Source organism: Aeromicrobium sp. (assembly GCF_023146395.1).
Taxonomy (GTDB): domain Bacteria; phylum Actinomycetota; class Actinomycetes; order Propionibacteriales; family Nocardioidaceae; genus Aeromicrobium.
On sequence record NZ_JAGLCD010000008.1, the window covers coordinates 271,713 to 292,400 of the forward strand.

Sequence of the window (20,688 nt, forward strand, 5' to 3'; positions counted from 1 at the left end):
CGTCTCGCCCTCAAGGAGCGCCAACCCCATGTCCACTTTCTTGTACCGGCTCGGACGAACCGCGTTCGGCAGGCCGTGGCTTTTTATCGCCGGTTGGTTGGCGGTACTCGCAGCGGTCGTCGGCGCCGTGGTCATCAACGGGGTGAACGTCAGCTCTGAGATGAAGATCGAGGGCACCGAGGCCCAGACCGTGCTCGACCGCGTGGCCGAAGAGCTCCCCGCGGCCTCGGGAGGCCAAGCCAGCGTCGTCTTTACCGTGCCGGGCGGTGAGCGCCTCGACACTCCGGAGCGTCTTGCGGTGATCAGCGACACCGTCAACGACGTCTACGACCTCGAGAAGGTCGTCAACCCCCTGGACGCCGCTCTAGGTACCGGGAAGCAGGGCGGATCGGGCACTCCTCAGGTAGATGCGCCGGCCGATCCCCCGGCCGGGACGGACCCGGGGCAGGCGCCTCCTTACCAGCCGCTGATGGTGGACGGGGCCCCGGTGCCCGGCGTGCTGGTGTCCTCAAACGGGCAGGTCGCGCTGTTTCAGTTTCAGTTCACAGTCGCCTCGACCTCATTGACCGATGACGACGTCACATCGGTGATCAAGGCGGCGGAGCGTGCCGAGCAGGGAACCGAGATCACCGTCCTCCCGAGCGACTCGCTCAAGGCCATCGAGATCCCGGTCGGTATCGGTGAGGTGATCGGTCTCGCCGTCGCCGCTCTCGTGCTGGCGCTTACCCTGGGTTCGCTGATCGCGGCCGGTCTGCCCCTGGTCACTGCGCTGGTGGGTGTCGGCATCGGCGTGGGTGGCGCCTATGCGCTCTCCACGGTTGTTGAGATGAACTCCGCCACCCCCGTCCTCGGGCTCATGGTCGGACTGGCCGTCGGCATCGACTATGCGCTGTTCGTCGTGAACCGGCAGCGACGGTTGATTCTCGATCAGGGACTCAGCGCGCGGGAGGCAGCGGGCCGAGCGGTCGGCACAGCGGGCAGTGCTGTGTTCTTCGCCGGCCTGACCGTCATTATCGCGCTGACCGCCTTGACCGTGATCGGCATCGCCATGCTGTCCACGATGGCACTGGTCGCGGCGTCCACGGTCGCCCTGGCCGTGCTCATTGCCTTGACCCTGCTGCCCGCGTTGCTGGGGCTGGTCGGGGAGCGGATCTGCTCCGGCAAAGCCCGAGCCCGAGGCCACGCCAGGGTGCAGGCGAAGTCCCACAGCGTCGCCAACCACTGGGTCAGGGGCGCGATCAGGTTCCGGTGGCCCGTCATCGCGGGAGTGATCGCAATCCTGGGTGTGATGGCGATCCCCGCGGCCAGCATGAACCTGGGGATTCCAACCGGTGAGAGCGCGAACCAGGACACCGCCGCCCGGCAGAGCTACGAGGCCGTCTCCCAGGGCTTCGGTGAGGGATTCAACGGCCCCCTCCTTGTCACCGCAGAGCCCTCCGGCTCCACAGATCGCGTCACGCCCGAGCTGACCGCGAAACTCCTCGCCGAGTTCCAGGGCCGAGACGACATCGTGCTGGCCGCCCCCGTCGGCGTCAACGAGGCCGGCGACTTGGCCGTATTCAGCATCATCCCCACCTCCGGTCCCGGTGACGAGGCCACCAGCGACCTCGTAACATCGCTGCGCGAACCAGACAACGACATCGCCCAGGCCAACCAGGTGCAGCTCGGCGTCACCGGCTTCACAGCCGTCGGCATCGACACGTCCGACAAGCTCGCCGACGTCTTACCGCTCTACCTCGGCATCATCATCGTGCTCTCGATCCTGATCCTGATGCTGGTCTTCCGCTCGATCGTCGTCCCGCTCAAGGCCACCGCCGGCTTCCTGCTCAGCATCCTGGCCACCTTCGGCGCCACCACCGCCGTCTTCCAGTGGGGCTGGCTCAGCAGCCTCTTCGGGTTCGATACCGGGGGCCCGCTGATGAGCTTCATGCCGATCATCGTGACCGGCATCCTCTACGGGCTGGCCATGGACTACGAGGTCTTCCTGGTGTCCTCCATGCGCGAGGCACACATCCACGGTCAGCGAGCCCGACAAAGCACCGTGCATGGCTTCGATCAGGCTAGCCGCGTCGTCGTCGCCGCCGCGATCATCATGGTCGCGGTCTTCTCCGGCTTCATCTTCAGCCACGACATCATGATCAAGCAGATCGGCTTCGCTCTTGCCGCCGGCATCCTCATCGACGCCTTCATCGTCCGGCTGACCCTCGTGCCCGCCCTCATGGCCGTCTTCGACGAGCGAGCATGGTGGCTGCCCCGCTGGCTCGACCGCCTGCTGCCCGACCTTGACATCGAGGGCGACAAGCTGCTGACCATGCTCAACCAGCAGGCCGAGGTCACCGACCAACAGAGCATCGAGGTCCGCAACTGAACGGCCTAGTGCCATCCTGAGCCGAAGGCTGTCGCGGCCCTTCTCAGGGGCGTCGCCACGCCACGCCACGCCACGCCACCCTATTGGCAGGGCCCGAACGCGATCGACCACCACCCCTTGACGCCGCCTCGATCACTGACAATGTCGGCGGTACTTGGCCCGCCGCCCAAGCATTCCATCCGTCTCACGGCGCAGGAACGCGATGAACTCCGACGCCTCCGCCAATCGATGGCACCGCCGTTCGCGCCGAACTCCAAGGCGGCGACCTCCATGGATCCTGGAGTGCACGGGGATGAACGATCGCCTGACTGGGGTGGCCGGGCGCGACTGTCGCCTGGGCGACGTCGGGGCCCAGGGACGGCTGGCTCCGCCCGAGTCACTGTCACCGTCGCGACGATCACCTAGAATTTGTCCATGGCCACGCCGCTCCGGGAGTCCTACAGAGCTCACCTGCGGAGGCGTGTGTTGGAGGCGGCTTACGCCGAGACGGTCGAGAAGGGCTGGGAGAAGGTCCGGGTGGGTCACATCGCGATCCTGATCGGCGCCCCGCGCGCCATGCTCTACAAGGAGTTCGGTGACAAGCAGGCGCTGGGTGAAGCCCTGGTCCTCCACGAGGCCGACCGCTTCTTAGCCGGGATCAAGAATCTTCTGGCGTCGTACCCGACCGACGCCGCGGGCGGCATTCAAGCAGCGGTGCATTACACCTTGGCCGAGGCGGAGAGAAGCCCCTTGTTGCGTGCAGTCCTCGTCTCGCACCGCGATCCGGCACTGGAGACCGACGTCCTCAACGCCCGCAAGGGCATGCTTCCTCTCATCACGACCTCGGGACGTCTGCTCGACGTCGCGAGCGAGGCCCTGGCGGCGTGGATGCACCAGCAGTTCCCTCATCTGGACGTCACCGACGTCCAGAACGCGACGGACGCCCTTGTCCGACTCGCCGTCAGCCACCTGGCCCTTCCGGGGGCAGATGCCGAGGCCACCGGCCAGCAGATCTCCGAGGTGGCACTTCGGTACCTCGGACTGCGTCGATCCGAGACCGCCGACGGGGCCCGGGGAGTCGACCCCGCCGTCACCGCCCGCTGATTCGGCGCACCTGGAAGGGCGCTCGCGTCACCGCACTCCCTGCTCGCGTTGGAACTGGCTCGGAGACTGTCCGGTCCATCGCTTGAACGCGTGTGAGAAGTTCGTGAGATCGCTGTAACCAAGGTCGCTGGCAATCTCGCTCACCGTCGCCGTTCGTTCGAGCAGACGCAGCACCGCGCGCTCTCGCAACGAAGTCTCGCGCAGCTCACGGAATGTGGTGCCCTCATCAGCGAGTCGTCGCTTGAGGGTGCTGGCCGACATCGACAGCTCATCGGCGACCGATTGGCTGCTTCTCAGGACGTCGCCTTCATCCACCAGAAGCCTCACGGTTCGCGAGAACGACAGCGGCCCATTGCGGCGCTCGAGAGCCTTCTCCAGCTCGGCGATCGCGTGCCGATAGGCGATCGGATCCGAGAACCGACACACCTCGCTGAGGGTCTCAGCAGGTACCCGGAGGAATGAGATCGGGGCATCGAAGGCCAGCTGACCGCTCACCACATCCGAATCATCGGCCAGGCCGGGGGGCGCCGACCATGCCAGATGCAGGGTGACGGTCGACATGTCACCCACGAGCAGCTTCAGCAGACGCACGAGTGCCGATCCGCAGTAGGTGATCACCAACCGATCCAGGTCCGGATCACCCGTGTGGCCGGTGAAACCGACCGTCAGACCCTGATCGGAGTGATGCAGCTGAGGACTGAGCGCGGTCGAGATCAACGGCAAGTAGGTCAGCAGCTCCACGATCTCCGCGACCGAGCCGGCACTGACCAGCGGCAGGCTCAGTGGCCCGAAGGTGGTCAGCTGCGCCTGCGCTGCGCACGCCCGCCCGAGATGAGTCGCCTGAGCGGAGTCCAACGCCGGGTACACCTCCCTGAACCAGCGCAGAGGTGCCTGGACGTCACGCTCGACCATGGTCGACTCGCTGACTCCCTCGCGAATCATGACACGACGGAACCGCGCGACGGCGTCCGGCTCGAGCGCCTGGCTCGCGAGCAGTTGCACAAAGGCGAGTGGCGGAACGCAAGGCTCGACCATGACCACGAAACCGCCTCTCCGTGAGCCGAAATCACAAGTAATTGACTCCGGCGACCATAGCCACCGTTATCCAACCCGGCAACACTCGTATGAAGTTCATCACGCGCGGGACAGTTCTTCAGGAGACCCACATGGCAGTTGTCACCTTCGTGTCGCACGACGGCGAGAAGTACGAAGCCCCCCTTGAGGAGGGACGGTCGTTGATGCAGGTCGCGGTCAACGAGGCGATCCCCGGTATCGACGGGGACTGTGGTGGCGAGGCTGCCTGCGGGACTTGCCACGTGGTCGTCGACCCGCAGTGGTCCGAGCAGGTCGGCCTGTCCGGAGCGGAAGAGGAAGAGATGCTCGCGATGAACCCCGAGCGGCAGCCGACCTCGCGGCTCGCGTGCCAGATGGCGGTCTGCGCCTCGTGGGACGGCTTGACCGTCGAACTTCCCGAATTCCAGCTGTGACGACGAGAGAGACGGAAGCCACGCCATGAAGATCTCAGAAGCCATCACCACCAAGGTCCAGTCGACCATCCCGGTCGACCGGCAGATCCAGGGTGCGCACCTCTACGACAAGACCCGCCGCTGGGTAACGGGAACCAACGGTCAGAAGATGTTCGTCGAGGAGCCGATCCCCCCCGTAGAGGACGTGGAGCTGACCGACATCGACGTCAGCAACCCGTTCATGTACCGCCAGGGTCGCTGGCTCTCCTACTTCGAGCGTCTGCGGAGGGAAGCCCCGGTCCACTACCAGGCGAACAGCCCATTCGGACCGTTCTGGTCCGTCACGCGCCACGCCGACATCGTGGCCGTCGACAAGAACCACGAGGCCTTCTCCGCCGAGCCGTTCATCATCATCGGCACTCCGCCGCGATTCCTCGACGTCGAGATGTTCATCGCGATGGACCCGCCGCGACACGACCTCCAGCGAGCCGCTGTCCAAGGCGTCGTCGCTCCCAAGAACCTGCGTGAGATGGAAGGACTCATCCGTTCACGCGTCCAAGAGGTCCTCGACGACCTACCCGTGGACAAGCCGTTCGACTGGGTCAGCAACGTCTCGGTGGAGCTCACCGCGCGGATGCTCGCCACGCTGCTGGACTTTCCGTACGAGCAACGCCACAAGCTGGTCGAGTGGTCGGACCTGGCGTCCTCGATGGAGCAGGCCAACGGTGGCCCCTCCGACAATGACAAGGTGTTCCGCGGCATGCGCGATGCGGCGCTCGGTCTGAGCGCCCTCTGGCGCGACAAAGCCGCAAGGACTGCCGCCGGCGAGGCGCCCGGCTTCGACCTGATCACCATGCTGCAGAGCAACGAGGACACCAAGGACCTGATCGATCGGCCCATGGAGTTCATCGGCAATTTGACGCTGCTGATCGTCGGCGGAAACGACACGACCCGGAATTCGATGAGCGGCGGCGTGCTGGCCCTGAACCGCTTCCCCGACCAGTTCGAGAAGCTGAAGGCCAATCCCGACCTGATTCCCAACATGGTCTCGGAGATCATTCGCTGGCAGACCCCGCTCGCCTACATGCGCCGTGTCGCCAAGAAGGATGTCGTGCTCAACGGCCAGTTCATCCGCAAGGGCGACAAGGTCGTCATGTGGTACGCCTCCGGCAACCGCGACGAGGCGCTGTTCGACCGCGCCGATGACCTGATCATCGACCGGGCAAATGCGCGCAACCACATCTCGTTCGGTTTCGGCGTCCACCGGTGCATGGGTAACCGGCTGGCCGAGCTGCAGCTGAAGATCCTCTGGGAGGAGCTGCTGCCGCGATTCGAGAACATCGAGGTCGTCGGCGAACCGGAGTACGTCCAGTCGAACTTCGTGCGGGGCATCAGCAAGCTGATGGTGCAGCTCACGCCGAAGACCAACGCATGACCAAGTCGCGAGCTGTGATCGTCGGAGCGAGCCACGCTGGAGCACAGCTCGCGGCCAGCCTGCGTCAGGAGAAGTGGGACGGGGAGATCATCCTCATCGGCAACGAGTCAGCGCTGCCCTACCAACGGCCTCCTCTTTCGAAGGCCTACCTCGCGGGCAAGAACACACTCGAGGACTTGGCAATCCGCAGCGCCGAGTTCTACGCCAAGCAGGACATCCAGCTCCAGGACGCCACGGTCGACGCGATCGACCGCCCGGCGGGGCAGCTCGCGTTGAGCAATGGAGAGTCCCTGCGCTACGACAAGCTCGCGCTGTGCCTGGGCGCTCGCGCCCGTCGACTTCCGGCACCAGGAGCCGACCTGGCCGGAGTGTTCTACCTGCGCACGGCAGCCGACGTCGAACTCATCCGCGAAGCCGCCGCCACCGCGCGTCGCGCCGTGATCGTCGGTGGCGGCTACATCGGACTCGAGACGGCCGCCTCGCTTCGGGCGCTAGGCCTGGACGTGACCGTCCTGGAGGCGACCGAACGGGTCCTTGAACGCGTCACTGCACCTGAGGTCTCGGCGTTCTTCGATCGGATCCACCGGGAGGAGGGGGTCGTCGTGCGGACCGGTGCCCTCGTCCAGGCACTCACCGGCGACGCCCAGGTTCGCGAGGTGGTCCTCACATCCGGTGAGAACATCTCCGCCGACATCGTCATCATCGGCATCGGCGTCGAACCGAACGTCGAGCTGGCTGCAGCAGCGGGCCTCGTCGTGGACAACGGCATCCTGATCGACTCGCACGCACGCACCAGCGACCCCGATATCGTGGCTGCCGGCGACTGCGCCAGCCAAGACATCGCCCGCTACGGCCGACGAATTCGGCTCGAGTCGGTGTCGAGCGCCGGCGAGCAGGCCAAGGTCGCCGCAGCAGCGATGTGCGACAAACCCAAGGAGATCGCCGCACTGCCATGGTTCTGGTCGGACCAGTACGACCTCAAGCTCCAGATCGCCGGCCTCAACACCGGGTACGACGAGGTCATCCTGAGCGGCGACCCCGCTCGCGACCGAGACTTCACGTGCTTCTATCTGCGCGACGGCGAACTCATTGCTGCCGACTGCGTCAACCGGCCGCGCGACTTCATGTTCAGCAAGCGAGTCATCACCCAGCGGACACCCGTTTTGCGGGAGGAACTCGTCGGCCAGTCCGTCCGCTGAAGTGGTGGGCGGACGACTCGGCGTCCTGACGTCAGTCGAACGGCCTCACACGAGGCTCCGGTCTCCTGCCAGATCCTCGATCATGGTGGCCAGGATGTCTGCCAAGCGACGCGTCCCGACTTGGACGGCATCCGGATCCGCTCCGCGCCCGCGGAGGTCGTCCAGCCCTAGAGGTCGACCGACGTCGATCGTGACCACGGGACGCTTGAGAAGCCGCGGACGACGGCTGTACGCCGGGAGGATTTCCTGGGCTCCGATCTGCGCCACCGGGATGAGTGGAAAACCTGACTCCAGCGCAAGTCGCACGGCTCCCGACTTCAGCTCCATCAGACGGCCGTCACTGTTCTTGGTGATGGATCCTTCCGGGTACACGACGACAAGAGCTCCGCTGCGGAGTGCTTGCAGGGCCGCATCGAATCCCCCACGACCACGGTCGCGGTCCACCTCGACGTGGCCGGCAGCCCGGAACCACCAGCCCACAATTCCGCTGCCGAACAAGCTGCTCTTGGCCAGGAAGGCCGGCGTCCGACCCGTGGCAAGCACGGCTTCGGCGACGAGCAGCGGATCAACTTCCGAGACGTGATTGACGGCGAGCAGCGCGCCTCCATGCCGCGGGATGCCGTCGAGACCTCGCCAGTCGCGGCGCCTCACGGCGATCAGAGCCGGCTTGCACACCACGAACGCCAGCCACCATGCGACGCCCCACCGCGAGCGCCCGTCTGGAGCAGCCTCATCGTCACGCGACCCCTGCAACGTTTTCATTGCCGCTTCTCCATGTCTACCCAGCTCACGGGTCGCTACCGGGACGCGGGTACATGCTCAAGGCGGAAGTGCCGCGGATCGACCACGACGAACGTCGCATCGGCTGAGCCCGCACGCCGACCATAGGCATCCCACGCCTCAGCACGAAGCAGCAGGCGCCGGCCCTCACGCTGAGCGACCTGCGCACGAAAGGTATAAGGCTGGTTCAGCCGGAACGGCGCCTCGTACTCGACCGTGATGCTTCGCGTCACGGCAAGCGATCCGACCGCATAGAGGGTGAAGCCGAACAGGTCGTCGAACGCCAACGCAACGGCGCCGCCGTGGACGATGCCCGGAGCACCTTCCTGCGCATGGGAGAACTGATGGACCGACTCGACCCCAGTGGCCGTGCGCATCACGCGAAGGCCCAAGCCAGCTGGGTTCTCCGGGCCGCAACCTGCGCAGTTTGAAGAGTGAGGCGGCAACAGGTCGCCGATACTCGCCGCATCCTGGCCAGCGAGGTGCGCCGACCATCGAGATATCACTCCGCCATCGCCGCTCGCCTCGTCCGTGCCGACGTGAGCTTTGCCGTCATCGTCGTCACAGGCTCCCGACATCCTCGTCATTCCCATTTCCTTCCTGCCTGAAGTTGGCAGACCTGACGATCAGCTCAGATTTCAACGACCGTCAGCTCGCCGTCCGAATGCGAGGATCGCAAACGCTTCTTGTCAAACTTACCGACTGATGTCTTCGGCACCTCGGAGACGAACGACCAGCGCTCGGGCAGCCACCACTTGGCGACCTTGCCGTCGAGGAAGTCACGCAGGTCAGCAGGCGACGGGTCGCGTCCCTCTCGGACCACGACCACTGCGAGAGGGCGTTCCTGCCACTTCTCGTCTGGCACCCCGATCACCGTCACCTCGAGCACGTCCGGGTGGCCCGCGAGCAACAGCTCGAGCTCGACAGATGAGATCCACTCGCCACCGGACTTGATGACATCCTTTGTGCGGTCCGTCAGGGTTACGAAGCTCCGTTCGTCCACCCTGCCCACGTCGCCGGTGCGCAGCCACCCGTCCTCGAACTTGTCCGTGTCCTCATCCTCACCGAAGTAGGATCCGGTGATCCATGGGCCTCGCACCTGCAGCTCGCCGACGCTTGCCCCGTCGTGCGGCAGCACATTGCCACCATCGTCGACGATCCTGAGTTCCACCCCGGCGACCGGTCGACCTTGCGTGGCTCGAAGGCGCCATTGCTCGTCAACGTCGAGCGATGCCGAAGGGCGAGCGATGGAGGCCAGCGGCGAGGTCTCGGTCATACCCCACGCCTGGACGACGTGGATGCCGTACTTCTCTTGGAAAGCCTTCATCAGATGGAGCGGAACCGCGGACCCGCCGCAGGCAACCAGGTTCAGTGAGGTGACGTCGTAGCTCGCGTGTGTTTCCAAAAAGTGGAGGACGTCGTTCCAGATGGTCGGGACTGCCCCGGCGATGGTGGGCTTCTCGCCGTCGATAAGCCGGACCAACGGTTCGGCTTGGAGGAATCGCTCAGGCATCAGCAGGTCTGCGCCCGCCAGGAAGGCGGCATAGACCAGACCCCAGGCATTGGCGTGGAACATCGGAACGATCGCCAGGACCCGATCGTCGCTGCTGACCCGAAGCCCGTCGGCTGCGCAGGCGGCCATGGAGTGCAAGTAGGTCGAACGGTGACTGTAGGCGACACCCTTGGGGTTACCCGTTGTCCCAGACGTGTAGCACATTGCGGCCGCAGACTGCTCATCGAGGTCCGGCCAGTCGAATGTCTCCGGTTGATCTGCGATGAATTCCTCGTAGCCGACGACAGCGAGACCGTCGCGACGTAGCGGCGCAAGATCGACATCGCCGGTCACAATCACGGTGTGAACGCTGCTCAACTGCGGCAGCACCGGTGCCAGCAACGGGACGACACTCCCGTCAACGATCACGACCCGGTCCTCCGCGTGGTTGCCGATGTAGACGATCTGCTCCGGCGTGAGCCGGAGATTCAAGGTGTGCAGGACTGCACCCATGGAGGGCACCGCGCAGTAGGCCTCCACATGCTCCTGGTTATTCCACATGAAAGTCGCGACACGCTCGTCACCCGTGACGCCCGAACCCCTCAGGGCGTTGGCCAACTGCGCTGCCCGGCGTCCGATCTCTGCGAAGGTGCCGGTCTTCACGCTTCCATCGGGCTGCAAGGTCCGCACAGTCGCCGAGCCGTGCACCGTCGAGCCGTGTCTCATGATCGCCGCGGTGGTCAACGGGACATTCATCATCGTGCTTTTCATCAGATCTCCTCGGTGTACTTCAAGGTCAGTGGACGGCAATGCTGGGATTAACATGCCCCGCGCTACGTGGGGAGGTCAGCGACCCTCGACCGTCAGGGAGGTCGCGGCGGACTCAAGGGCGTCGACCACGTCCGACTCCAGCTGAGGCAGGACGCTGGCCGCCAGGGCGACCGCCTCCGCCCGCGCCTGTACGTCGACATCGCGCTGGACACCGGCGCGAGCGGTCTGCGTCCACGCCTGCGCGCACCGGAGGGCGACCTTGGCCAGATCGGCGGTTGCCGCGTCTCCGGTCAAGCGAGCGACGTCCTCGCAACCGTCGGCGAGTAGCCGACGGAACAACCCACCGCCGGTGCCCGCCTTTTCGATGAAGGCGCTCAGGCTGAAGAGGAGAACCTCAGACTCGTGCGCAGCAAGGTCGGACCACGTCTCAGTGTCAGAGGCAAGCAGCCTCACGCCCTCCAGACCTTCAGCCCCGCTGGTCGCCGACGTGAGATCGACGATCCCCGGTCCTGTTGGATTGCGCATCCTGGTCGCGGACTGTTTGAAGGCTTCTGCCGCGACGCCCGAGATGTTCGGCAACGATTCGGGCCAGGAGATCCGATAGGTGCAATGGCGTGTCGGCTCCGGGAAAGATGTCGACGACCGGGCTCGCGCCAGGGCGTCGAGCGGGACCTCTTGGACATCGGCTCGATCGTTGTCCACGACGTAGGCCACACCCTCGCTCTCGTCGTATCCGACCACCACAATGTCGTGGCGGCTCATCTGCAACTTGACCCGCAGGTACGGCAGTTCGGCGATGTCCCCCCACACCAAACTGGGACGTCCCGCGTCCACCTCGTCTCGGACCCATGACCACCCTTCGGCAGGATCGTCAGTGGTGAGTACCTGCACATCTCCCCCCAAACGCACCGGGAGATCGACTTCGAAGTCCGAGCCTCGACCGACGAGGTAGATCGGGGGCGCCAAGCCATCCGATTGGACGTACGAGAGGCCTAGTGCACCACCGAGGGCGAAGACAAGGCCCTCACGAGGCGGGCCATCCCATCCAAGACCACTCCAGTGCAGCAGGTCGCGCAAGGCGCCGGAGCCGCAATGCCCGCCCATCTGATGGGGATACTCCCGGATGAGGCTCGCGTTCGGCATGTGAAGTCCTTTACAGGTAGCTGGGTCGGAATACTTAGGAGTAGCTGGTCAGTTGTCGCGGATGCGATTCAGATAGGCCTGCCGAGCTGCCGTGTCGACATCTTCGAGGAACACCGAGTCCGCGCCTAGAGCGGAGCCAAGACCGGTAGAGAGCCGCGTCGGAACGAACTTCATAGCCGCGATGACGCCGCCGGCCAAACGGGTGACCCTCACAAAGGGACGGGGATTCTCGATCAAGTCGGCTGTGGCCCGAGCGATCTCTTCCGGCTCGGCGTTTCGCAGCCCTTTTGCCCCAGTAGTTCCGGCGACGAGCTCCGTGTTGGTGAACGTCGGCCGGACGGTGGACAGCTGGATGCCGGACTTGCGGTACTCCTGTCGGGCTGCCTCGGTGAAACCGATGACCGCGAACTTTGTGGCGCAGTACGTCGCCAGACCGGGAACGGCAAGCTCGCCAGCCAGCGATGCCGTGTTGATGATGTGCCCGGCACGCCTCGGCAGCATCCGTTGAAGGGCAAGCTTGCTCCCGAAGATGACCCCGAGGATGTTGATCTCCACCTGGCGTCGGGTCACCGCGTCCTCTTCCTGGTGCGCGGCGCCGGTGGGCATAATTCCGGCATTGTTGATCAACACGTCGAGGGGACCGAGCTCGGCTTCAACCAGATCGAGGAACGCAAGGAACGACTCGGGGTCCGTCACATCGAGCCGCGTCACGACGTCCACACCGAGCTCAGCGGCGGTGTCCTTGGCGCGGACTTCATCGATGTCGCCGATGGCGACCCGGTGGCCCCGCCGGATCAGTGCCTTGGCGGTTTCATAACCGATGCCCCGGGCACCGCCGGTGATAGCCACGGTCTTCGCCGAGGCACCTGCACTCTTCGTCGTCACTTGCACTTCTCCTTGCTGAGGCCGAGACGTTGCCGCAGTCCGCGACCGGCGACCGCGCGCAACACTGTTCCGGCGATGGCCGTACGTCGGGAGGTGTACGGGTACCACGTGAGCTCTCGTGCCAGAACCGGGATCCTTGGCTGGGTCAGCGCTTGGACCCGGCAGTACTTTCGCATCCCGTAGGCACCGCCGAGACGCGCTCCTATGCCTGAGACCTTCCAGCCACTATGCGGCAGCGCGCTGGCGAACAGGTTGCTGAAGACATCGTTGATGTTGACGGCACCCGCCTCAAGCCGGCGCGCGATGCGCTGCGCACGAGCATGGTCACGGGTCCAGACGGTTGCGGACAGACCGTAGACCGAGTCATTGGCCAAGCGCACGGCCTCGTCCTCGTCGGCCACACGCATGACAGGGATGGTTGGGCCGAACGTCTCTTCGGTCATGCAGGCCATCTCATGGGTGACATCGACCAGCACGGTCGGCGCGTAGTAGTTCCCTGAGGCACCCCGAGTACCTCCGGCGGCAACCCGAGCGCCAGCGGCCACGGCCTCCGTCACGTGGCGATCAGCGATGTCAACCTGCCTCGTCGTGACCATCGCCCCGACATCGTCACCGGCTGCAGCGCCCTGAGTCAGAGACTGCACTCGCTTGATCAGCCGTTCGACGAACTCGTCGTAGATGTCCGCGACTACGTAGACGCGCTCGACAGAGATGCAGACCTGGCCAGCATTGAACAGTCCTCCCCAAGCGATGCCTTCCACGGCGCGCGCAAGATCAGCGTCCTCCAGCACGATCGCCGGGTCCTTGCCGCCCAGCTCGAGGCTCACCGGCTTCAGGAGCTCAGCACAGCGGACGGCGACCGCCCGACCTGTGGCTGTCGAACCGGTAAACTGCACGTAATCAACGGCGTCCACCACCGCAGCTCCGGTGGCGCCACTCCCAACTACGTGAGCCAGGACCGGAGGAGCGCCGATTTCGGTCCACCCCTCGACGACACGCGCACACGTCAACGGGGTTTCCTCCGAGGACTTCGCGAGGACGGCACACCCGGCAGCCAGAGCTGGTGCTGCATCCATGAGGAAAAGAGTGATCGGAAAGTTCCACGGCGTGATGAGTCCGACAACGGGGTAGGGGTGATAGGACGTGGACAAGCGCTTCGGCAGGCTCAGCAGCCCTGCCGACTTGATCTTCTCGTCTGCGAGAAACTCTTCCGCGTGGTCGGCGTAGTAGGTGATGAACTCGCAAGACACCGTGGTTTCGACAAGTGCATCGGGGCGCACCTTGCCCGTCTCCGCCTGTAGCAGGTCCGTGAGCTCTTCGGTGTGCGCCAGAATCCAGTCCCGCCAAAGGCGCATCCACCTCGCCCGGTCTCGCGGGTCGGTGTCGCACCAAGCAACCTGAGCATCGCGAAGACCCGCCGCAACCTTGTCCACGGACTCGCGATCATCCCCGGGGAGCGATGCAATCAACTGACCGTCGATGGGGTTGAGAACCTGCAGTGCGTGGGCGGTGGTCGTGCTCATGGGGCCTCCAAGGCCTTGTCGGACCAGCGGGAACCTGTAAGGGCTGGGGGCAGGTTCGGGGTGCGGTCGTGGTCATCGGCGATCCGCCGGCGAGTCGAGCGGACGAGAGCTGCCACCGGAGGATGCGCTGGTGGCAGGAGCTTCAGTGAACTCATCCGCGACTGGCGCCGCGGAGGCGACCATCAGCGACCCATAGGAACGCCGAAGCTCCGTCAGGATCTCGGCTAGCGGCAAGTCGTCGAAGACACCACGGTCCCGGACGTACTCCATGTGCTGAGTTCCGTCAGCGGTGAAGGCGTGCATCAGCGCGTCGTGCTCGCCATCGAACTCGACCGGGGGAACGCCGAATCGAGCACACAGCTCGGAGTTGAACGCGGGCGTCGCCTTCACCCATTTACCGTCGATGAAGAGCGAGCTGTAGCCGTGGTAGACGAACAAGTCCGACCCGCTCATGAGGCTGCGCAGTGAATCAGTCTGCAAATGATTACGGACGTCGGCGAAGCCGAGCCGAGCCGGGATCCCGGCGGACCGGCACACCGCAGTCAGCAGCACCGCCTTGGGAACGCAGTAGGCACGCCCCGCTTCTAGGACGAAGCTCGCTCGGTAGTGAGCAGGGTCTTCCGACGCCGAGTAGGGGTCGTACCAAATCTGATCGCGGACCGCCGTGAACAAACGAGCCGACCTCTCTCGATCGGTGCTCGCACTACCAACTGCCACTGCCGTGAACTCGCGGACAGCCTCGTGCTCGATGTCGAGAAACTCCGTGGCTCCAAGGAAAGCTTCCGGCGACTGAATCATCCGAGTTCCACTTTGCTCTGCGACACGGCAGCACGGACCATCGAGCGCCCAACCCGATCCAGGTCGTCGCCACCTACGTCGTGTCGACGAACAGGCACGACGCCGACCTTCAACTCCGACGAGAGGCTCGTCACCGGATGTCCTTTCGCCGCAATCCCAATCGACGTCGTTTGCTCCCCGAAGGTCGTACCTTCGAGAGGACGAGCAGCGCCGACATGACTTGAGTTCTGACGGTGACGACACCCAACCGACCGGGCAGCACCACGCCCTCGCCATGCTGTGACATTTCTTCATTTTTGTCAACGCAGCAACAGAGCCTCGCTTCTGTCCCCCTGTGGCGTTCGCCCGCGCCAGCAGTTCCCACCTCGACCGCGAATTAGACACCGACGGCTCACGCCCCCTCGCCGCACCCCGTCAGCACGTTAGAGCCACACCACTCTCCCGAGTCCAGCCCGGCCATCCCTAAACCTCCATAGGGACTGCTGCACCACAGGTGACATCTTGGCCTGCCCTACGGTCTACCGAAGCACCGAAGCACCGAAGCACCGAAACGCGACGCCGCTCCACAGCTCCGGAACTTTGGCGTGCTGGAGCAGCTTGAGATTCCGCAGGGCGCCCCCTCTCAGCGTTCGATGAGCGGCAGGAGAACGTCGCAGGACCTCGTTGCCCTGCTCGCGCGGCATGCAGGGGACGCCGGGACCCCGGCGCCACTCGGCGGCGGACACCTATTTTGAGAGTCCTGCACAAATCGAGGGCGAAGTTCTGTGCAGACTTCCCGGGAGAATCAGCCGCCGATTCCCGTTCACTGACTTAAGACGTGTGGCGCACCACACAGTGCGTCCCAGGCGCACGACCTTGGACGCCACCAGTCACGCGAGACCCACTCACGAAGGGACGATCCCATGGCCATGACGGTCAGGCAGCGCGGCACAAATGCACCGCAGATGTCGTGGGACCAGTCGGCCCGCATCGATCCCTTCGTGAGCGGCCGCCTCTCCAGCTGGGGCCACCGATGAATCCGCTCACCCACGAGGAAATCACCATGCGACCTGTCACCTTCATCGAGCACGACGGCACCGCCCACGAAGTGGCGATCCTGGAAGGAGAGTCGCTCATGGAGATGGCTCTGGGGAGCGCCGTTCCGGGTATCGACGGCGACTGCGGCGGCGAGGCCGCGTGCGGCACCTGCCACATCATCGTCGACAGCAAGTGGATCTCGACCGTCGGCACTCGCAGCGAACAGGAGGGCCAGATGCTCGAGATGTCCCCCGAATGCGAGTCGAGCTCGCGGTTGACGTGTCAGGTCACGGCATGCGAGGCCTTGGCCGGACTGACGGTGCGCCTTCCCGAGTTCCAGATGTAGTCCACCACTTCTTCCTCCAACTCCTACGACAGGCGGTCGATCAAACTCATGAACACCCTCAACACCACCGACAGCGTCATCGAGAAGACCAAGGTCAGGGTCCAGAACACCTTCCAGGCGACCGTTCCCGTGGACCGTCAGGTCAAGGCTGCCCACTTGGTCGAGAAGGCCAAGCGGTTCGTCGGGATGGGTCGGCCGCTGGTCTTCGTCGAGCGCCCGATTCCTGATGTCGCGGACGTCCCGTTGACCGAGATCGACGTCAGCAACCCCTTCCTGTTCCGCCAGGGCAAGTGGCACTCCTACTTCAAGCGGCTCCGCGACGAGGCACCCGTCCACTTCCTCGCCGACAGCCCGTTCGGCCCGTTCTGGTCGATCACCCGCTATGCGGACATCCAGGCCGTCGACACCAACCCCGACGAGTTCTCGGCAGAGCCCGACATCATCATCGGCAACGTGCCGCTCGACATCGACATGTTCATCGCGATGGATCCGCCCAAGCACGACCAGCAGCGCAAGGCCGTCCAAGCGGTGGTCGCTCCCAAGAACTTGAAGGAGATGGAGTCCCTCATCCGGGAGCGGGTCCAGGAGGTGCTCGACAACCTGCCGACCGACCAGCCGTTCGACTGGGTCGATCGCGTCTCGATAGAGATCACGGGCCGCATGCTGGCGACGCTGCTCGACTTCCCCTACGAGGAGCGGCGCAAGCTGACCTACTGGTCCGACACGATCAGTGGCATCGCCGAAGCCACCGGCGGCTCGACGCATCAGGACGACTTCTACGAGGCAATCGGAGATCTGGCCCGCGGCTTCATGGCTCTGTGGCACGACAAGGCGGCGAGGCGAGAGCAGGGTGAAGAGCCCGGCTTCGATCTCGTCACGTTGATGCAGACGTCGGAGGACACCAAGGACCTGATCAAGAAGCCGCTGGAGTTCCTGGGCAACCTGACCCTGCTGATCGTCGGCGGCAACGACACGACGCGCAACTCGATGTCGGGCGGTGTGCTGGCCCTGAATCAGTTCCCGGACCAGTTCGAGAAGCTCAAGGCCAACCCGTCCCTGATCCCCAACTTGGTCTCAGAGATCATCCGGTGGCAGACCCCGCTGGCCTACATGCGGCGCATCGCCACGAAGGACGTCCACTTCGGTGGTCAGTTCATCCGCAAGGGCGACAAGGTCGTGATGTGGTACGCGTCCGGCAACCGGGACGAGCGCCAGTTCGACAGCCCGGACGAGTTCATCATCGACCGCTCGAACGCGCGCAACCACATGTCCTTCGGCTTCGGTGTGCACCGCTGTATGGGCAACCGTCTCGCCGAAATGCAGCTGCGCATCCTGTGGGAGGAGCTGTTGGCCCGATTCGACGACATCGAGGTCATCGGCGAGCCAGAGTACGTCCAGTCCAACTTCGTGAAGGGCTACGAGAAGATGATCGTCAAGCTCACCCCGCGACTGACTGAGCCGCAATGATCGTGGCGAGCGGAGTGCCAGACCATGGATGACGGCCGAGTACTTATCGTCGGAGCGAGCCACGCGAGCGCCCAGTTGTGTGCGAGCCTGCGCCAGGAGGGCTGGTCCGGGGAGATCCTCCTGGTCGGTGACGAGCCCTCGTTGCCCTATCAGCGCCCGCCGCTGTCGAAGACTTTTCTAGCCGGCACGTCGACCCTGGACGAGCTGCTGATCCGGAAGCCGGAGTTCTACGGCAAGCAGGAGGTCACCTTCCGCCAGGCTCGAGTCACGGCCATCACCCGCTCCGCGCGAACGGTGGAGCTGGCAGACGGTGGGGCCCTCACCTACGACCACCTCGTGCTGTGCCTGGGTGCACGGCCACGCCGTCTGAGCCTGCCGGGGTCAGACCTGGCCGGAGTGCATTATCTGCGTGATGCCGCCGACATTGGCGGCATTCGCGATGGGCTCACCCCCTCGAGCCACGTGGTGATCATCGGGGCTGGATACATCGGCCTGGAGACGGCGGCGTGCCTTCGAGACCTGGGGGCCACGGTGTCGGTGCTTGAGGCGGCCGACCGAGTCCTGCAGCGGGTCACGGCTCCCGAAGTCTCCGCGTTCTACGATCGCGTGCACCGTGAAGCGGGCGTCGACCTGCGGCTGGGCGTCGGGGTAGCAGCGATCGAGGGCGACGATCACGTGGAGGGTGTCCGACTCGCCGACGGTGACCTCATCGCTGCCGACATGGTGATTGTCGGCATCGGCGTCGTGCCCAACGTCGAGCTCGCCGACGAAGCTGGTGTGGCCGTGGACGACGGCATCGTCATCGACGGGCACGGGCGGACCAATGATCCGCACATCTTCGCGGCCGGCGACTGCGCCACCTTCCTCGATCGTCGCTACGGACGTCAGATACGTCTGGAGTCGGTCCCCAATGCGGTCGAGCACGCCAAGACCGTCGCCGCGACGATCTGCGGGAAGGACAAGGAGATCGCGGCACTGCCGTGGTTCTGGTCGGATCAGTTCGACCTGAAGCTGCAGATCGCGGGCCTCAACACTGGCTTCGACGAGATCGTGCTGCGGGGCGACCCGGCGGCCGGGCGTGGCTTCGCGTGCTTCTACTTCAACGGCGGGCAACTGATTGCCGCCGACTGTGTCAACCGGCCGCAGGAGTTCGCCTTCGCCAAGCGCGCCCTCACCCAAGGGCTGTCGCCGAACCGAGATCTCTTGGCCGATCCTGACACCGTGCTGCTCTCCCTGCTGACAGCGGCACCCGTCACCGCAGGCTGACCCCGCCCCGCCACGAGGATTCGTGGTGGGCCGGCACCGCCAAGCCCAGAAGACCTGGGCAGTCACGACCCGATAGCTCAAATCCCGGGGATCAGCCCTGACGACCCCCTCACCCGGGCTCGTCAGGTCGACCCTCAGACGAGAGACTCGTGCGCGCCGAACGAGCCGGGGGGCGGGGTGATGCCGTTGTCGCGGCACCACTTGCCGGGCTCACGCTGGCCGCGGCGCGGGCGGCCGTCGGAGGGCTCGAGCTGGACCGGGATCGGGGGCAGGGGCGGCATGTCGATGCCGGACTCCGCGGCGAGCTCGTCGGCGTCCTTCTCCTCGGACATGCCGATCGGACCGACCCGTTGGGCGTTGAGGAACTGCGCCACGACCGGCTCGGTGCTGGACAGCAGCATCTCGCGCGGACCGAACATCGCCAGGTGCTTGTGGTAGAGCAGGCCGATGTTGTCCGGGACGGTGCGGGCGGTGTTGATGTCGTGGGTCACGATCAGGAACGTCGCATCGATCTGCGCGTTCAGGTCGATGAACAGCTGGTTGATGTAGGCGGTGCGGACCGGGTCCAACCCCGAGTCCGGCTCGTCGATCAACAGGATCTCCGGATCAAGCACCAACGCACGCGCCAGGCCCGCACGCTTGCGCATGCCGCCGGAGATCTCACCGGGGAGCTTGTTCTCGGCCCCCGTCAGACCCACCAGCTCCATCTTGTCCATCACGACCTGACGGATCTCCGACTCCGACTTCTTCGTGTGCTCACGAAGCGGGAACGCCACGTTGTCGTACAGATCCATCGAGCCGAACATCGCCCCGTCCTGGAACAACACCCCGAACAGCTTGCGGATCTCGTACAGATCCTTCTCCGAACAGTTCGCAATGTCAGTGCCCTCGATCCACACATGACCCTTGTCAGGCTTCAGCAGACCGATCACGGTCTTGAGGAACACCGACTTGCCGGTACCCGACGGGCCCAGCATGACCGAGATCTCACCCGCGGGAAGCGTCAACGACACGTCGTTCCAGATCACCTGCGACCCGAACTTCTTCGTCAGACCCTCGACCCTGACCTCAACACCCACGGAAAACTCCTTCAGCTAGCTGCTGGACGATACTCAAGCGCGGACACCACGGGAGCGGCGGCCGCTCGGCCGATCAGATGGGCTCGAGGCCAGACACCAACCAGCCGTCGTCGGTGTTCTTCATCGTGGCCAGCACCCGCACGCCGCCAGTGACGGGCGCCTCGGCACCGGCCTGGGTCACCTGAGTCATCAGCATCAGCACCGTCACCGAGTCATCGCTCGATTTCACGACTCCTGCGGAGGCAACCTGTACCTGATTGACGACTCGGCGCGCCTCGACGTCCGGCTTGATCTGCTGGGTGAGCGTTGCCCGCATCTCGTCTGCGAATTCGCCCGTGGTGTTGCCGACAGCGAGGTCGACGTGGGCGTCGAAGGTCCGGAAGTCGTACGACAGCATGACGGGGATCCGGGTCGAGGCCGACTCCAGAGCCGCCGTCCCCGATCCCTGGCCGTCCCTCGCGTCATCGATGGCGACTCGCAGCGCCACATTTCCCGCGAGCACGGCGACGAGCAGGCCCACGACGACGGCTTGACCGGACTTGCGTCCGAGTGATGCCGCTGCCAGGGCAA

General features: G+C 64.9%; 17 protein-coding genes and 1 pseudogene. 8 read left to right on the forward strand and 10 right to left on the reverse strand.

Translation table 11 applies throughout. The features are described from left to right. Nucleotides 1-28: 28 nt before the first annotated feature. Entirely contained in the window at nucleotides 29-2,368 is a 2,340-nt protein-coding gene (locus KAG51_RS08045) for an MMPL family transporter (RefSeq protein WP_290582430.1), read from the forward strand. Between the two features lie 414 nt (nucleotides 2,369-2,782). Next, nucleotides 2,783-3,451, forward strand: coding sequence for a TetR family transcriptional regulator (locus KAG51_RS08050; protein WP_290582431.1), 669 nt, complete (start codon nucleotides 2,783-2,785; stop codon nucleotides 3,449-3,451). Between the two features lie 27 nt (nucleotides 3,452-3,478). Here the strand turns inward: KAG51_RS08050 and KAG51_RS08055 are convergent, their stop codons facing one another. After that, nucleotides 3,479-4,486: an AraC family transcriptional regulator gene (locus KAG51_RS08055; RefSeq protein ID WP_290582504.1), complete on the reverse strand. Its 1,008-nt coding sequence runs from the start codon at nucleotides 4,484-4,486 to the stop codon at nucleotides 3,479-3,481. Nucleotides 4,487-4,617: 131 nt separating this feature from the next. On the opposite strand from KAG51_RS08055, the gene KAG51_RS08060 reads away from it, so the two are divergent. The 3 genes from KAG51_RS08060 to KAG51_RS08070 are packed head-to-tail and all read left to right on the forward strand — an operon-like array spanning nucleotide 4,618 to nucleotide 7,551. Then, nucleotides 4,618-4,938, forward strand: coding sequence for a 2Fe-2S iron-sulfur cluster-binding protein (locus KAG51_RS08060; protein WP_229054644.1), 321 nt, complete (start codon nucleotides 4,618-4,620; stop codon nucleotides 4,936-4,938). 25 nt (nucleotides 4,939-4,963) lie between these two features. Continuing rightward, nucleotides 4,964-6,352: a cytochrome P450 gene (locus KAG51_RS08065; protein WP_229054643.1), complete on the forward strand. Its 1,389-nt coding sequence runs from the start codon at nucleotides 4,964-4,966 to the stop codon at nucleotides 6,350-6,352. Next, a complete protein-coding gene (locus tag KAG51_RS08070; protein WP_290582434.1) occupies nucleotides 6,349-7,551 on the forward strand; it encodes an FAD-dependent oxidoreductase in 1,203 nt (400 codons plus the stop codon). Before KAG51_RS08065 ends, KAG51_RS08070 begins: the two co-directional genes overlap by 4 nt. A gap of 45 nt (nucleotides 7,552-7,596) precedes the next feature. On the opposite strand, the gene KAG51_RS08075 is transcribed toward KAG51_RS08070, so the two are convergent. From KAG51_RS08075 to KAG51_RS08105, 7 genes and pseudogenes are all read right to left on the reverse strand, one after another. Further along, the gene (locus KAG51_RS08075) at nucleotides 7,597-8,313 is read right to left on the reverse strand and encodes a lysophospholipid acyltransferase family protein (RefSeq protein ID WP_290582436.1); all 717 of its coding nucleotides are present in this window, start codon (nucleotides 8,311-8,313) and stop codon (nucleotides 7,597-7,599) included. Between the two features lie 35 nt (nucleotides 8,314-8,348). Beyond that, the gene (locus tag KAG51_RS08080) at nucleotides 8,349-8,918 is read right to left on the reverse strand and encodes a hotdog domain-containing protein (protein WP_290582438.1); all 570 of its coding nucleotides are present in this window, start codon (nucleotides 8,916-8,918) and stop codon (nucleotides 8,349-8,351) included. Nucleotides 8,919-8,962: 44 nt separating this feature from the next. After that, nucleotides 8,963-10,594: a fatty acid--CoA ligase gene (locus tag KAG51_RS08085; RefSeq protein ID WP_290582439.1), complete on the reverse strand. Its 1,632-nt coding sequence runs from the start codon at nucleotides 10,592-10,594 to the stop codon at nucleotides 8,963-8,965. A 75-nt stretch (nucleotides 10,595-10,669) separates the two neighbouring features. After that, nucleotides 10,670-11,737, reverse strand: a complete 1,068-nt coding sequence (locus tag KAG51_RS08090) for a BtrH N-terminal domain-containing protein (protein WP_290582441.1) — start codon at nucleotides 11,735-11,737, stop codon at nucleotides 10,670-10,672. 48 nt (nucleotides 11,738-11,785) lie between these two features. Next, nucleotides 11,786-12,622, reverse strand: a complete 837-nt coding sequence (locus tag KAG51_RS08095) for an SDR family oxidoreductase (RefSeq protein ID WP_290582443.1) — start codon at nucleotides 12,620-12,622, stop codon at nucleotides 11,786-11,788. 161 nt (nucleotides 12,623-12,783) lie between these two features. Beyond that, nucleotides 12,784-14,145 (reverse strand): annotated as a pseudogene (locus KAG51_RS08100) (aldehyde dehydrogenase family protein); the annotation flags it as partial. 72 nt (nucleotides 14,146-14,217) lie between these two features. After that, nucleotides 14,218-14,943 (reverse strand): transglutaminase family protein, encoded by a 726-nt coding sequence (locus tag KAG51_RS08105; RefSeq protein ID WP_290582446.1) that lies wholly within the window; start codon nucleotides 14,941-14,943, stop codon nucleotides 14,218-14,220. Between the two features lie 1,012 nt (nucleotides 14,944-15,955). Between KAG51_RS08105 and KAG51_RS08110 the strand changes: the two genes are divergently transcribed. Genes KAG51_RS08110 through KAG51_RS08120 form a run of 3 tightly spaced genes read left to right on the forward strand, consistent with a single transcriptional unit; the run spans nucleotide 15,956 to nucleotide 19,039 of the window. Next, the gene (locus KAG51_RS08110) at nucleotides 15,956-16,306 is read left to right on the forward strand and encodes a 2Fe-2S iron-sulfur cluster-binding protein (protein WP_290582448.1); all 351 of its coding nucleotides are present in this window, start codon (nucleotides 15,956-15,958) and stop codon (nucleotides 16,304-16,306) included. A 48-nt stretch (nucleotides 16,307-16,354) separates the two neighbouring features. Continuing rightward, nucleotides 16,355-17,773 carry a cytochrome P450 gene (locus tag KAG51_RS08115; protein ID WP_290582450.1) on the forward strand — a complete coding sequence of 473 codons (1,419 nt, stop codon included), beginning with the start codon at nucleotides 16,355-16,357 and terminating at the stop codon, nucleotides 17,771-17,773. Nucleotides 17,774-17,797: 24 nt separating this feature from the next. Continuing rightward, entirely contained in the window at nucleotides 17,798-19,039 is a 1,242-nt protein-coding gene (locus KAG51_RS08120) for an FAD-dependent oxidoreductase (RefSeq protein ID WP_290582452.1), read from the forward strand. Nucleotides 19,040-19,173: 134 nt separating this feature from the next. Here KAG51_RS08120 and KAG51_RS08125 read toward each other — a convergent pair whose 3' ends face one another. Together KAG51_RS08125 and KAG51_RS08130 are read right to left on the reverse strand one after the other, a co-directional pair. Next, a complete protein-coding gene (locus tag KAG51_RS08125; protein WP_290582455.1) occupies nucleotides 19,174-20,118 on the reverse strand; it encodes an ABC transporter ATP-binding protein in 945 nt (314 codons plus the stop codon). Between the two features lie 73 nt (nucleotides 20,119-20,191). Continuing rightward, the gene (locus KAG51_RS08130; RefSeq protein ID WP_290582457.1) at nucleotides 20,192-20,638 is read right to left on the reverse strand and encodes a hypothetical protein; all 447 of its coding nucleotides are present in this window, start codon (nucleotides 20,636-20,638) and stop codon (nucleotides 20,192-20,194) included. Nucleotides 20,639-20,688: the final 50 nt, after the last annotated feature.